General features: G+C 45.0%; 10 protein-coding genes. 3 read left to right on the top strand and 7 right to left on the bottom strand.

Annotated features, from left to right (window positions below):
- Positions 1–164 precede the first annotated feature (164 nt).
- From GJQ68_RS12150 to GJQ68_RS12120, 7 genes are all read right to left on the bottom strand, one after another.
- Positions 165–1019, bottom strand: a complete 855-nt coding sequence (locus GJQ68_RS12150; protein WP_162417555.1) for a sugar phosphate isomerase/epimerase family protein — start codon at positions 1017–1019, stop codon at positions 165–167.
- Between the two features lie 140 nt (positions 1020–1159).
- Entirely contained in the window at positions 1160–1366 is a 207-nt protein-coding gene (locus tag GJQ68_RS12145; protein ID WP_202927929.1) for a hypothetical protein, read from the bottom strand.
- A gap of 136 nt (positions 1367–1502) precedes the next feature.
- The gene (locus GJQ68_RS12140) at positions 1503–3038 is read right to left on the bottom strand and encodes a RagB/SusD family nutrient uptake outer membrane protein (RefSeq protein ID WP_162417554.1); all 1536 of its coding nucleotides are present in this window, start codon (positions 3036–3038) and stop codon (positions 1503–1505) included.
- A gap of 16 nt (positions 3039–3054) precedes the next feature.
- Entirely contained in the window at positions 3055–6558 is a 3504-nt protein-coding gene (locus GJQ68_RS12135; RefSeq protein ID WP_162417553.1) for a SusC/RagA family TonB-linked outer membrane protein, read from the bottom strand.
- 100 nt (positions 6559–6658) lie between these two features.
- Complete coding sequence (locus GJQ68_RS12130; protein WP_162417552.1) at positions 6659–7687, bottom strand: FecR family protein; 1029 nt, start codon at positions 7685–7687, stop codon at positions 6659–6661.
- A gap of 196 nt (positions 7688–7883) precedes the next feature.
- The gene (locus GJQ68_RS12125; protein WP_162417551.1) at positions 7884–8498 is read right to left on the bottom strand and encodes an RNA polymerase sigma-70 factor; all 615 of its coding nucleotides are present in this window, start codon (positions 8496–8498) and stop codon (positions 7884–7886) included.
- A 363-nt stretch (positions 8499–8861) separates the two neighbouring features.
- Entirely contained in the window at positions 8862–10265 is a 1404-nt protein-coding gene (locus GJQ68_RS12120) for a Gfo/Idh/MocA family protein (RefSeq protein ID WP_162417550.1), read from the bottom strand.
- A gap of 234 nt (positions 10266–10499) precedes the next feature.
- On the opposite strand from GJQ68_RS12120, the gene GJQ68_RS12115 reads away from it, so the two are divergent.
- The 3 genes from GJQ68_RS12115 (at position 10500) to araD1 (ending at position 15462) form a co-directional block, all read left to right on the top strand.
- Positions 10500–10988, top strand: coding sequence for an RNA polymerase sigma factor (locus GJQ68_RS12115; RefSeq protein ID WP_162417549.1), 489 nt, complete (start codon positions 10500–10502; stop codon positions 10986–10988).
- Between the two features lie 169 nt (positions 10989–11157).
- A complete protein-coding gene (locus tag GJQ68_RS12110; RefSeq protein WP_162417548.1) occupies positions 11158–14097 on the top strand; it encodes a PVC-type heme-binding CxxCH protein in 2940 nt (979 codons plus the stop codon).
- Positions 14098–14499: 402 nt separating this feature from the next.
- A complete protein-coding gene (gene araD1 / locus GJQ68_RS12105; protein WP_162417547.1) occupies positions 14500–15462 on the top strand; it encodes an AraD1 family protein in 963 nt (320 codons plus the stop codon).
- Positions 15463–15537 lie beyond the last annotated feature (75 nt).

Below are 15537 nucleotides of genomic sequence, written 5' to 3'. Positions count from 1 at the left end.
AATCAAGCATCCAAATGTTGAGTCCGGATATCCTGCTAATCAACACGATGAAAACCTACTCCATCACGAAACCAGATTGGGTGTTATGGTCCCGTTTGCGGGATTGACACAAGGCCATACGGATTTTCCATTCTAGAAGGCTTCTTGACGGTAATTTGGTAAGGTCAATACCTCAAACCCTGTAAAAATGCTATGGATTTGGGTACCTGCTGGTAGTACACCGGGCTTTCATCTTCTATGTAGAAATGCTCAATGCCCGCTTCCTTCGCAGCTTTAAGGATGGCAGGAAGATCCAGTTGGCCCGTACCCAGCACCACGTCGTTTTCTTTCGGAGTGCCTCCGGACATGTTACCTTCTACCCCTTTTTTCAGATCTTTCAGATGCATCAATTTAAAGCGGTCGGGGTATTTATGGATCAGGGCCGCAGGGTCTACACCGGGAAAAAAAGTCCACAGGATATCAATTTCGTAGCTTACATATTCCGGGTCGGTCTGCGCCATCATGTAGTCAAAGAGGGTCCCGTTGTCATGGGGATAAAATTCATACCCATGGTTATGGTAACAAAAAGTGAGTCCGTGCGCCTCCTTTAAAATTTTTCCTGCTTTGTTAAAATCAGCAATGGCCTTTTCGGCATCGGATAGTCCAAAAGGTGCCTCGTGGGGTATCCAGGCCACACGGACAAATTTTGCCCCCAGGGTTTTGGCATTCTCCGCCACTTCCTGCGTTTTATTGACCAGGTCTGAATAACCGACCCCAAAAGAAGAGCAAAACATGTCCCGCTCGTCGAGCAGTTGCCGCAATTCGGCGGCAGTTTTACCAAAGAGGTTGGAGAATTCCATGTCTTTGATGCCCATGGCCTGCAAAGTGTCCAGGGTGGCAGCCACATCCTTGGAGAAGCTATCCCGGTAAGTATAGGAAACCATGCCTGGCATTTCTTCGAAAATGGCTCGGTTGCCCTGGGCCAGGAGCGTATCCAAGCTTACGATCAGGAGGATTACAAGGGGGATTAATCTTTTCATTTTTTGGGTCAGTTTGGTTTTATATTCATTGAGGTTCAAGTTAGGGTAATTATCATAATATTGCCAAACAAAACTTCAGGTATCGGATTGAATGATTACCTAAAGGTCCATAGCCTTTTTTTCGAAATGGTGGTGAGTTTTCACCACATTTTACTTAACCCTTCCCACTTGACCTCCCAGGTACCGTCATCGGGAAAACCAGGTAAGGGATCGACCGAATCTCCATATCCTGCACACATCATGGCCACAGCGGTGAGCAGGGCACCATTACCCGGCAAATACAGACGCAAGCGCTCATCCTGATAGTTGTGTCCGTTGGCCAGAAAAATATTGGTACCTACTTCCATAAATAAGGCATCTATGGCTTTTTAGTTATTGCTTGAAATTAATAAAAAAAACCCCGGAACTGGGAAAGGTATCCTTTCTTCATTGCCGGGGTCCATGCCCATTTCTACAATTCAATAGGTTCGATAGGTAAGCCTTTTAATACCCGGTATTCTGGTTCAAGTTCTCATTTTCTATTACTTCGATTTCAGGTAGGGGGAAATTCACATGGTAATCTTCAAATTCAAGGTCAATTCTTTTGCTGTCAAAATCCCATGATTTCAGATCAATTTCACCTGCCAGATGTCTCCTTCGTAAATCATACCAACGGTGACCTTCCTCGCAAGCCAACTCCATCCTTCTTTCCTTAAAAATCCACTCAAGAACTGTGTTCTCTCCATTTCCAGCTAGCATGTAATCCGCCGGAACCGGAGAGGTTTCCCCGTTCTCTACGGACATTCGTGCCCTTTCCCGGATTTGGTTCAAAATGGCAACGGCTTCTGGCAGGTTTCCTCCCGAACGGACGATGGCTTCTGCCTTCAAAAGCAATACATCTGCGTACCTGAGAATTCTTGGGTTATTCCTGCTAGAGCCATTAGGCCCTCCCGGAGGATTGGTCCAATTTCCATCCCGAATATATTTTACAACATTGGTGACCTGATCAGGTTCTGGGTCTAGCACATAGTTGATTCTGGGATCTCCTGCCTCAAATTCATTGATCAGCGAGGAGGTAGCAGAATAAACCGTATTTCCTACCCAAGAGGGTCGCCTGACAAAATGCCCATAATAAGCACCAATATCGCCGACTACGGCAAAACTATCGTTGTCCAGAAACACATTATTTAATGCCGTCTGATTGTTGGCTTGAAACTCGAAAAGGGATTCGTCATTATTTTCTATCGCAGCATTAAAATTATCGCCATAATTGGGCGCCAACGAAATCCCTGAAATGGCATCAAAATCCTGAATAGCTGCGGTAAAGTCTGAATTATTTGCGGTAACGGTTCCTCTAAACACCAAAGCTTTTCCTCTTAATCCCAAGGCAGAATTGCGCGTCACTCTACCCTTATTGGCATCATCCCAGGATTCAGGTAAAATCTGTGCTGCTTCTTCCAGATCAAGAATAGCCTGATCCAGAAGTTCGGTACCTTCCGAATTCGGAGGAAAGGCATTTTCCAAAGCAATAATTCTATCCGTGACCAAGGGTGCCGTACCGTAGGTGTTCCAAAGCCTGAAATACATCCATGCCCTTAAAAACAAAGCCTCTCCTCGATGGTAATCCATCAATTCAGGTTGGTTTTCATACGCAAAGGATCCATTTTCTTCTATTTTTTCCAGAAGGGTATTGGCACGTGCAATCAATTGGTAGGAAAATCTATAAAAGGCATTCAACTGTCCATTATTCCCATTCAAACCAACAAAAAACTCATGGGGGTGGTTGGCTTCTGTGGTCAGGTCATCACTTGGCAACTGCCAGATCGCCTGTAGGAAATTGTTTGGACCACCCCTAAAGGTATAAAAAAAGGTGACTTTTTGATAAATGCCCAATGCGGCCTGATTCATCTGCTCTTCTGTTTGAAAAAAACCAGCCTCGGTATCTCCGATGGGATCTAATTCGATGGTGGAATCATCGCAGGAAATGAAAACCAAACCAGCGAATGCCATCACACTGATAATATGATATATATTTTTCATCTTAATTTCGGTTTTGTTAAAATCCAAGGTTTACACCCAAAATAAAGGTGGTGGGAGTAGTATCATTTTCAGGGTCCAGGCCGGGATACGGACTGAAAACCAACAGGTTTTGCCCCATCAGATAGGCCCTTAAATTACTTACCCCCAATTTGGAAAGCAGGTTTCCGGTGACATTATAACCTAACTGGAAATTTTGAAACCTGAAAAAACCTGCGTTGGTCACATGCCGGTCTGCGATTCTATTGTTTCCGGATGGGTCATCTGTGATGGCTCTTGGTATGGTATTCGATGGATTGTCCGGTGTCCATCGGTCCAGGTAGTCCACCAGGTAATTTCCCCCTCCGGAACCGACACTTTGCAAGCCATTGGTGAAAATCCGTTGAACATCACCCATGCCCCGGAAGTCTATGGTAAAATCAAAATTATTATAGTTTAACCCTAAATTAATACCGTAATAATATCCCGGTATGGATTTACCGATATAGGTTTGGTCAAAGGCATCAATCCTTCCATCCGGGCTGGGACTGAAAAATGCATTTTCTCCGTCAGATTCTTGCGGTGGCCCCTGAATATCCACAAATCGAATGTCCCCGGGAGATTTTTGGGCCTGAAATCCGGGATCCTCCTGTGCTGCCAGCCAGTCCGCAACTTGCTCTTCCGTTTGGAATATCCCATCGGTAACATATCCCCATAAAAAATTTATTGGTCTGCCTTCTTCGATTCTATTTGAATTTCCTCCAGATGGCCTTCCCTGGTATAGATTGGAAACCCTGTTTCTTACAGTAGTCAAATTGGCTCCTATAGAGTAACTGAAAGGACCCACCTGATCTTGAAAACTTCCCTGCAGCTCAAATCCTCGGTTGTCTACATTGGCGAGATTAACCACCGGTTGAGAGAGAGCCCCTATTACCTGAGGGATATTGATTGCTTGCAGGATACCATCCGTGTACCTCTGATAGTATTCCACCGTTAATGAAAGACGGTTGCTAAACAATAAGGCATCTATACCGATATTAGTAGTGGTGACGGTTTCCCAACTCATATCCACTATGGGAAAATCTCCCAAAGCAGCTGCCGATTGTATGTTGCCATCCCCTATGGCTGCGCCACCGGATCCCAAGGAATATACCGGATTAAAATTGACAAGGGATAAAAATGCAAAATCACGTGTCTCCTGATTTCCTGTTTGTCCCCATCCTATTCTTAATTTGAGATCATCAATAAAACTTTGATTGGCAAAATTCTCAGCAGAAATCCTCCAAGCTGCGCCAAAGCTGGGGAAGGTTCCCCATTTGTAGCCAGGCCCAAACTTTGAAGTCCCATCTCTTCTGACGGTAGCATCCAAATAATATTTACTATCAAAATTATAACTTAATCTACCCATATATCCCTGGAGCCCTGAGGGATTCCTTTCATAAAGTAACCCTTTGTCCTCTCGGGGCCAGCCTTCGTCAATCCTTCTTTGATCCCATCCAGGTAAAGGCGAATTCTGATCAATTGCCAATTGCGTATTGTTCCATTGGACTTCCTGATCCATGGCATTGAGGATCAGATCTATACTATGACTGCCAAAATTCTTATTATACCCTATTAAGAATTCCTTAACGATGTTAATATTTTCATTTATCCTTCTCCTATAGGTATTTCCCTCACCCGAATAGGGTACTCCCTGGTTGGCTTCGAAAATTCCACGTCTTTGATCAAAAAACCTTTGCTGGGTATTCGAAAATTGATCAAAACTAAATGTACCTCTCAAGCGCAACCCTTCTAACGGGCTTGCTTCGGCATAAAAAGAGCCTATGTTCCGAATCATATCCCTTTGCACCGTATTCAATTCCGAAATGCCCAGAAAATTATTTCTGGTAGCCCCACCATAACCGTTGCTTAAAAAAGTATCCCCAACGGTCCTGCCGGGTGCCGCATAACCTCTTAAACCGGAAGGATCGTACAAGGGTTGCCAGGGAGCCGAAAAAGCGGTATTCAAGCCTGCTCCCCCGTCCTCGGCCGTTTGGGAATACACGAACCGAAAGGATTCGCCAACCTTCAACCAGCTGGCTACCTGATGATCCGAATTGACATAGGCCGAGTACCTGTTGAAGGAACTGGAAAACATGGCATTCTCCTGACCAGAAAAACCAGCTCCCACTGCATAATTCGACATTTCATTGCCTCCAGTAATGGATACGTTGTGGTCCTGGATTACCGCATTCTTTACCTTGGTAGCCTCTAACCACGCATCTGTATAATAAGGACTATTTCCTAAATACGCTGGGGAACCGCTATCGTAGAATTGGAAAAAATTAGGGTCAGGAGATGCAGCGGGATTATTATTCAAGGCCTCTAAATAGGTGTCTACATAATCCTGGGTATTCATTACCTCCCAGTCATTTCTAATGTTTTGAACGCCATATCGTGACGAAATGCTTACTTTGGGTTTTCCCTTTGCCCCCCTTTTGGTAGTGATCAGGATTACTCCATTCGAAGCGCGGACTCCGTAAATAGCAGTGGCAGATGCGTCTTTTAACACCGAAATGGATTCGATGTCATTTGGGTTTATCAGGTTAAAAACATTGACATTTCCCCTTTGATCCTGACTACGGGCATCTCCTGAAGCGGCTCCACCTTCCACCAAGGGAACTCCATCGATCACATATAAAGGATCATTATACCCAAGGGTACTAACACCCCGTATCCGAATGGAAGGTCTGGCGTTAGGGTCTGATCCCGGATTGGAAACAAAAACACCTGCCATCCTGCCCTGCATTGCCAGTTCAGGAGTCATACTTGCGGTCTTAGTAATCTCATCTGAACTAATTTGAGAAATGGCTCCCGTAAGATCCTTTTTTTCACGGGTTCCATAGCCAATGACCACTACTTCGCCCAAAGAAGTATCGTCCAATTCCATTGAAACGGATACCTGCGTTTGATTTTCTATGGTTATTTTTTTGGTTTGATAACCGATATAGGAAATTACCAACACTTCTCCCTCGTCCAGACTTATAGAGAAATTGCCATTCATATCTGTGACTGTTCCTGTACTCGTGCCCTCTATGGTAACGGTAGCACCCGGAAGAGGCTCCCCGTTTTCGTCCATGACCTTACCCGTAATTTCAACATTGGTATCCACTACCTTAATCCCTTCCTCGAGATAGTTGACTGGTTTACTTACCGTTATGTTGTGATTGATCTGTTTAAATTTGAGCTTCTTTTCCCTGGCAATGGCTACCAGGATATCCTCTATGGATAAGGTTTGCTTTTCAATGTTGAACTTTTGGTTCAAAAAAGCATCCTTTTTGTCATAGACAAACTTGAAGGGGGATTTCCGTTCCAGTATCCCAAAAGTCTCCATTAAGGTCTTGTCCTGGATTTCTACACGGACCATCACGTCTTTGATATGCTTTACACGCTGCGCATTCGATTCTGTAGCCCACAACATGTTGATGAAAAGTAATTGGAATACCAGGCCAATAAAGGTATAGGTTACCCCCATAAGTAGTAGTTTTAGTACTCTTTTTTTCATAATTTTACAAGGTTTATTGTTTTAACACGCAATACAACTGATTACTACCGTATTGATTGGCACATCAATACGGTATTTTTTTTCTATAGGCAGTTTGTTTTTAGTGAAACATAATGATCAATTCTTTTCCTTTTATTTCGTACCGAAATGCCTTGTTGTAGGAAACAGCATCCATTACATTAGTCAATAGCTCGTTTTGGAAACTGGCCCTTATGTTCCAATCCTCCGGAGGGTTACCCACCACTTGTACCTTGACCCCATACCAGCGTTTGATTTCCTTGACAAAATCCTCAAAATTGCACCCATCAAAAATGAGTTTTCCATGCCTCCACTCAGTAGTTCTGTGAAAAAGTTCCGGGTTGCTGGTTTCGGAAAATTCATGAAAATGATTTTTTACTTTGGAATAGACAAGACCCGTCCCTGGCTTCAAGATTAAATCGTTTTCCTGTTGGGTATTGGATACCTGGACCGATCCGTCCACCAGTGTCACCTTCAAATCCTTATCGGCCTCAAAAGCGCTGATATTGAATTCCGTGCCCAACACCATTACCGATAAGGATTCAACATCGACAACAAAAGGTCTGAGGCTATCCCTCACCACATCAAAATAAGCCTCCCCCTCCAATTTAATGGCCCTCAGTGAGTCGGAAAACCCCTCATAGAAGCTGATTTGGCTATCCGCATTCAACCATACTTTGGATCCATCGGGCAGTTGTATCAGGGACTTTTGGCCAGTAGGATTGGACTTGCTGATCATTTTCATTTCAGGCCCTTTTTCCTCAATGCCCCGCTCCTGGCCAAAATAAAATACATACAACGGAAAAAGAATGATGGCAAGAACAGCAGCTGCCCTCACCCATCCCCTTCGGTAAAAAGGGGTTTCGGGCACACATTTTGATGATTGACTTTCAGAAGCATAGGCCCTCCAGATTTTCTGCTTCTGCTCTTCATGTCCGATTAATTTGGAATCCTCTATAGGTAGTTTCCAAATGGCCTTCAGTTTTTCGAATTCGTAAGCATTGCTTCTGGAAAGCCCAGCCCAATGATTGACTGTTGCTTTTTCTTGTTTTGAAGCATTGCCATTTAAAACCTTTACTATTAAATTGTCTATGTGCTGATGTTCATCCATTCAATTCGACTACTTTCCACTAAAGACATGGATTTAGAAAATATCCCGTAATGGAAAACGGAATTTTTTTGAAAAGAAAATTCGACCATCCAAATCGGTGAAAAAAATCTTTCCGACTTTAGTCCCTTTAGGGGTTAGGATATGGCTCAATAATCTTGGTTTAAGGTAACCTACACCCAGTTTTAAAACGGCCTGACTATAGAAAAATGGTTAAAAAGTGCTTTTTTGAAATGGGAATGATTTCATCGTTTTCATGGTAATAACTACTTAATACTTTCCTAAGATCCTGAATGGCCAGTTTTAAATGGACTTCCACCGTGCGTTCGGAAATCTCCAGGACTTTCCCCACTTCCCTATAGGACATGTTATCATCTTTGACCATTTTGAAAACCAACCTTCTTTTTGGCGGCAAACGGTCTATAACCTGATGCAGCAACCTGCCCAAATCATTGTTGATCATCGTTTTTTCGGGATCACTTTTGTCGGAGCAATGGTAATCCTGAATATCATCCACCAACACATTACCAGAATCCTGCTTTTTTCTTTTTTTCAAATAATTAAGGCATTCGTGCTTCACCATTTTAAACAGATACCCTTCAAATTTTTCAATACCCAATAACGTGGCCTTTTTTTGCAATATCTTTAGGAAAACATCTGCTACCACTTCTTCTGCCTGATCATAACGGGGTACAAAAAGCATGGCCAGCTCGATCAACCGGGTATGGTAATGATCAAAAAACACCGAGAAAGCACGTTCATCATTACTTTCTCCTATTTTTTTTAGAAGAAACCGAAGTTTTAATGGGTCCATTGTATTTTCAAGTTACCAAAAGTATTTGAATTTGATAGCAATGAAATAAAATTAATTACATCATTCAAATTGTTTGATTTCTTCGAGAAATTTCTGAAAAGCAGAATCCAGGTTTTTACTTTAAAAATGGCAGCATTACCAGATGGAACGGCCAAAACAAATGAGGCAAAATTGAAAAGCCCCAAAATCGTGTATGTACATAATACACACCGAAAATCAGTAAATCTGTCAGGTTTTTATCGATATTCAGCCAAAACCAAACATTGAGTAGGTGAAACCTGACAGGTTTTACCCTTTGTTAATCAATTGAATATAGAATGGTGTTACGGATTTACAGCATATCTTTAAACTGATAAATAAAAGCTAATTAGGAATGGAATAAGGCTCCCGGTATACCCTGGATAGCAAGGTGTCCGCCTCTGAATCGTTGGCGAATTTTTCATAATCGCCCATAAATTTCAGTTCGCGCTTCACCCGGTAGGAAATATTGGCCAGTAAGGGCAAGGCGCTGGAATAAAAACCTTCCCGCATATCACACTGTAGCAGCTTATGGTTCCCGGAACGGATTGATTCAATGAAATTAGAGAACAGCGTGGCCTCCTGCGCAGAACTGCTGTCTTTTGAGCTGGCAAATGGTTGGGATTCCCCCTGATGGAACGCTCTCCAGCTATTACCGGCGATTTCCAGCCAACCCTCCGATCCGTAAAAGAGGTTACCCACTTCCTTGCCGTCGCTCCCTTCCTGGTTGGTATACCTGCCCCGGGCCTCATATTCAAGAAGGGTCCCATCTGTATATTTAAACAAGGCAGTCTGAATATTGGGGGTTTCCTGCATGGATTTGTCATGCCCATAGGTTTCCACATCTCCATAAACCATGGTGCCGGGGGTGCAGTTGTCGGGCTGGCATTCATCCTGATTGAACCCGTATAATCCTCCCATGGAATAAATGGTTTCGGGATGTTCATGCTTCTGTAGTCCCCAACGCGCAATGTCCAGCTGGTGGGTACCTGTGTTTCCCGAATCACCGTTTCCCGTATCCCAGAACCAATGCCAGTTGTAGTGACTGCGCTTCTCATTGTAGGGACGGTAGGATGCCGGGCCCAACCAAAGGTCGTAATGGAAATTGGCCGGGGGCCTGGAGTCTTTTGCGGTGCCGTAGGAATTGCGTAATTTGTACGTAAGCGCACGGGCCATATATAGCTTTCCGATACCTCCTTCATGAAGGAACTGCATGGCTTCCCTTACATTATTATAGGCCCTGTTGGTTAATCCTACCTGCACCGTCAACCCAGTCTTTTGGGCAGCTTCCACCATCTTCCTACCTTCCCATAGGTTATGGGATGCAGGCTTTTCCACATAGACATGCTTTCCTGCCTGACAGGCCCAAACAGTCCCCAAGGCATGCCAGTGATTGGGTGTAGCCATAGATACCGCATCGATTTCTTTGTTTTCCAGCACCTTCCTTATATCCCATTCCAGTGCCGGCCTGGTGCCGGTCTTATCGGCAACTATCTTGGATTTGGAATCAAAGAGTGCTTCATCAGTATCGCAAAGCACCTTTAAAACCACATTGTGACTGTCCTTCAGGCTGCAATAATTATTAATGTGTACGGTTCCCTGGTTTCGTATTCCAATTTGAGCAAGGTTAATGCGCTCATTGGAACCTATGATGGAAGCATAACTTTTTGCACTGAATCCCAACCCCCCAATGGAAATTCCTGCGGAACTTATGGCGGATTTCTTTAAAAATTCTCTGCGTTTTGTCATGAGATTAGGTAATTAGCTTGGTATAATCAGGATATTAATCGTTTATTTTAACTAATTAAAATGAAAACAACAATTTTTAGTTTCATGAATTTCGCCATTTAGCATGTTCCAGCCCACTTTAATAGGAAAATTTATCTACTTGTATCACTATCCAAGCCATTTAATACTCCGATCAAAAATCTTTTTATCCCTCAGGCAACCCCTCCATTCCTTTTTAACGTGATGTAGTTACATATGAACCTGCACGATTCCCCTAAACTAAAAAAAATCATCGACCAATGCTGCCAGGGCCAATCCAAAGCACAATATGAGCTATTCAAACATACCTATCCCTACGCCATGGGTATTTGCGCTCGCTTTTCATCCGGTCCTGAAGAAGCCAAAGAAATTCTGAACGACGGGTTCCTGAAAGTTTTTACGCAGATCAAGCGGTATTCACCTGACCTATCCTTTGCCGGCTGGTTAAGAAAAATCTTAATTAATACGGCTATTGATCATTATCGGAAAAATAAAAAATACAATGACCAACATGTGGAAATCGTGCAGGATGTAGACCGGCCTGATGCTGAAAAGACCTTGTCCCAATTGCATGCTGAAGATATCCTTAAATTGGTGCAATGCCTCCCTCCGGCCTATCGGATGGTCTTTACCCTATATGTGGTAGAAGCTTTCAGCCACAAGGAAATTGCTGAAAAACTTGGTATTTCCATCGGTATCACCTGATGGGCATCTCTTTCGGGCTCAATTACCATTTGTTTCCAAAAGAATAAAAATCGTGACGATCTGAAAAAACAATACTTTCCTTTGATTTCATTTTTTGTTACTTTTAAAGCTAATTGTAAACTAATCATGGTATAAACGCCCTCAATTGGCCAATTAAATTTCACCCAACATGCCTAATAATTTGCTTACTTCAAGCCCATCAATCTTTCAAAAAGTCTTATATGGAATGACCCTTCTGGTCACTTCCTTGTTCGCTTTCAGCTGTAAAAAAGAGGAACCGAAAACTCCTTTTTCCCTGAGTGAAAAATATTATTCAGACAGTACCCAATTGTATTTACCGGAAGATTTGGAAGCCACCCTATGGGCAGAATCGCCCCAGTTTTTTAATCCTACCAATATGGATGTGGATGCTCGGGGCCGAATTTGGGTGACCGAAGCGTTAAATTACCGCTTGTTCCGAAATGATCCGGAAAAATTCAAAAACCATGAAGCAGGGGATCGGGTGATGATTCTGGAAGATAAAGACGGAGATGGAAAAGCGGAAACTTCCAAAGTATTCGTGCAGGACAGGGACCTGACCGCCCCATTGGGCATCTCGGTTATTGGCAACAAAGTCATCGTTTCCAGTGGTCCCTCCATTATCATTTATACCGACGAAAACGGGAATGATAAACCGGATAAAAAAGAAGTGTTTTTAACAGGCTTTGGGGGATTGGACCATGACCACGGCCTGCATGCAGTGGTGGCCGGACCCGACGGTAACTATTACTTCAATGCCGGCAATGCAGGGCCACATATTGTGACGGATAAAAGCGGCTGGACACTCCGCTCCGGAAGCTTGTACAATGGGGGTTCTCCGCATATGAAGGATAACAAACCGGGCATGGTCAGCGACGATGGAAAAATGTGGGTAGGCGGCATTGCCTTGCGGGTCAATCCCGACGGCACCGGCATGAAAGTACTGGGCCATAATTTTCGAAACTCCTATGAGTTAGCCCTGGATTCTTACGGGAATATGTGGCAAAATGACAACGACGACGACGGTAATAAAGGCGTACGTGTTTCCTGGCTGATGGAAGGAGGCAATATGGGCTATTTCAATGCGGATGGATCACGAAGGTGGCAGGCAGACCGTCGTCCGGGTCAGTCTACCGTAGCCGCTCACTGGCACCAGGATGATCCGGGAGTCATCCCAATGGGAGACAGTACGGGTGCCGGATCGCCCACCGGTGTTACCTTTTACGAAAGTGATTTATTGGGAGAAAAATATCGCGGAACCTTACTAGCGGGTGAGGCAGGCCGTAATGTAATTCTTGCCTACAAACCCGAACCAATGGGGGCCGGATTTAAACTAAAACGTCACAACCTGATCACCTCCCTCAGGGAAGAAGAAGTGGAAGATGCTGAAAGCCGAACCACTGGCGAAGATAAAACCAAATGGTTTCGCCCAAGTGATGTAGTGGTGGGAACTGATGGTGCCCTATACGTCGCCGACTGGTACGATGGAATGGTGGGAGGCCATCGCATGATCGACAGCACCGGATATGGGCGCATTTACCGGATTACCCCTAAAGGTAAAAATTTACCCAAGCCTGAAATTGACCTAAGCAGCACCGAAGGGCAAATAGCAGCACTATTGAATCCAGCCGTTAATGTGCGAAATGCGGGTTTTGCGCTGTTGGCTGAAAAAGGAGACGCAGCTGTGGAAGCGGTAAAGGAAATTTTGAACGAAGAAAACCCATACCATCAGGCCCGCGCTATTTGGTTGCTGGCAACGATGGGTGAGGCAGGAATAGCGGCCGTTGAAAGTCAGTTGGATGCTGACAATCCGGACCTAAGGCTAACCGCTTTCCGTGCCTTACGTCAGGCGAAGGAAGATTTTTTACCCCATGCCCGTCAATTGAGCAGCGATCCCTCTCCGGCAGTTCGCCGTGAAGTGGCGGTGGCCCTTCGGGATCTACCCCAGGATCAAGTAGAAGAAATTTTAATTGCCCTTGCCTCTCAGCACGAAGGCGGTGACCGGTACTACGTAGAAGCGTTGGGATTGGCCATCGAGGGAAAAGAAGAAGCAATTTTCCCGGTATTGCAGCAAGAATTGGGAGGCGATGCCCTTACCTGGAAACCCGGATATGCCGACCTGATTTGGCGCCTGCACCCAAATCAGGCGATCGAAAGCCTAAAGGAAAGGGCCCTTTCCCCAGAACTTTCCGCTGCCGAGCGGCAGCAGTCGGTCGCTGCGCTGGGTTTTATTTCGGACCAAAAAGCCGTCAACGCCATGCAGGAAATAGCCGCCTCGGAAATGTTGGGAGTAAACGAACGGGCACTTTGGTGGCTGCGGTACCGCAGAAACAACGAATGGAATGCCTTTGCCATGGAAATACCGGAGATGGAAGCCAATCTCAGCCCTGAAATCCAGCAGGAAATGTTGGAATTAAAATCCATCCTGGAAAGTACTACTGCTTCCAAAGGCGAAAAAATCAAGGCGGGAAAAGCCATGGCGGGGGACCGTATCGGGGGCATGATGCTGCTAGCCCTGGCAGAGAAAAAGGCCCTTCCGGAAGACCTGATGGCGGAAATCAGCCCGGATATCTTCCAAAATCCGGAGCAAGCCACACGGGTACTGGCGGGAGATTATTTCACCCATGACTCCAAACCTGATGCGCTATCCGTATCGGAAATTACCGCGCTGGAAGGCGACCCTGCCAAAGGAAAGCTGGTTTATCAGGGCAAGTGTGCCACTTGTCACCGCATTGGTGAGGAAGGCCGGAACATTGGTCCTGACCTGAGCATGATCGGAGCCAAACTGGATCAGGAGGGCTTATTGGATGCCATCATCCATCCCAGTGCAGGGGTAGCTTTTGGCTATGAAATGTGGCTGATTACCTTAAAAGATGGAACGGTAGCTGCCGGTTTCCTCCAGGCAGATGGGTCCATTGTGGTACTGGAAGGCATGCAAAATGAAGCCTACAATATACCTTCCGAAGATATTGCTTCCAGGAAGCGGTTTGCCCGCAGCATCATGCCGGAACCTGGTGAATTGGACATGAATGAAAGCGATGTGGCACATCTTACGGCTTATTTGGAGGGGTTGAATTCGGAGGGGGATTGATCGGAGGAGATTGAAAAAGATTGAAAGAGATTGAAAGAGATTGATGGGAGGAGATTGGATTTCGACGGGCTCTGGTATGAGATTGAAGAAGATTGAGGGGAGATGGGGGGGGAGATTGAACAAGATTGAGAGAGATTGAAGGGAGGTGGGCTTTCGGTAGGCTCAGGCACCAGGTTAAATAAGATTGAGGGGAGATTGAATGAAATTGAAAAAGATTGATGGGCTGGGGAAAGAAAATAGTTCCTTTGGTAATCAGACTTTAAATAACCGGAAAATTTCTGTTTAAAAGATATATCCCTTGCCTTTTCCGAATTGAAAAATCCATTTAGATGGCTTTTTTTCTTGTCTTTTATCCCTGACCATGCTAACTTTTCCCTTTTCTTATCCTAAATCCATATAAAATTGAGAATCGTACAATTTAAAAATAAATACAACACCACCCAGGTAGGCCTGGTCGATGGCGATCATCTCCGTATTGTAAAGGATATCCAAAGCAGCTATGCATTGACTCAAAAGGCCTTTGATACCGGCAAATCCCTCGTTGAACTGGTTGAGGAATTGGTGGGCAGGGAAAAGGTACCCTATGAGCCCCTGGTCTCCAACAACCAAATCCTGCTGCCCCTGGCGCATCCGGACCCTTATCGATCGTGGATTACAGGAACAGGGCTAACCCACCTGGGATCCGCTGCCTCCCGGGACAAGATGCACCAGAAACTGGAAAGTGCAGCACCCGATGAACTGACCGATTCCATGAAAATGTTTCAGATGGGCCTGGACGGTGGCAAAATGGTGGATGGCGAACCCGGCGTGCAACCCGAGTGGTTTTACAAGGGCAACGGCTTATGTGTGGTGCCCTCCGGTCATCCATTGATCTCCCCTTCCTTTGCCCTGGATGGCGGAGAAGAACCCGAACTGGCAGGACTCTACGTTATTGACCCTGATGGCAATCCTTTTCGGGTGGGCTTCGCCCTGGGCAATGAGTTTTCAGACCACAAAATGGAGAAAATCAATTACCTCTACCTGGCTCATTCCAAACTCCGGGCCAGTGCATACGGTCCTGAGGTGCTGATTAGCGAACTGCCGGATCACCTGGAGGGAGTAAGTGCGATAAAAAGGGGAAGTAAAGTGGTCTGGCAAAAGAATTTTCTGACAGGAAATGCCAACATGAGTCACAATATGGCCAACCTGGAACACCACCATTTCAAATACGAGCTATTCCGGCAGCCAGGCGATGTACATGTCCATTACTTTGGTACCGCAGTAGCGAGCTTTGCCGATGGCATTGAAGTACAGGACGGGGATCGGTTTGAAATATCCATTCCGGAATTGGGGAAGCCCTTGGTGAATCCGCTGAGGCAGTTGTAGGGTTTGAATTAGATTGAGGGAGACTGAATTAGATTGAAGGGAGATTGAATTAGATTGAATTAGATTGAGGGAGAT

The organism is Cyclobacterium roseum (assembly GCF_010119225.1).
In the GTDB taxonomy this organism is placed as follows: Bacteria; Bacteroidota; Bacteroidia; order Cytophagales; family Cyclobacteriaceae; genus Cyclobacterium; species Cyclobacterium roseum.
The sequence above is the reverse complement of the archived record's forward strand: the minus strand, read 5'-3'. Positions and strand labels throughout refer to the sequence as shown.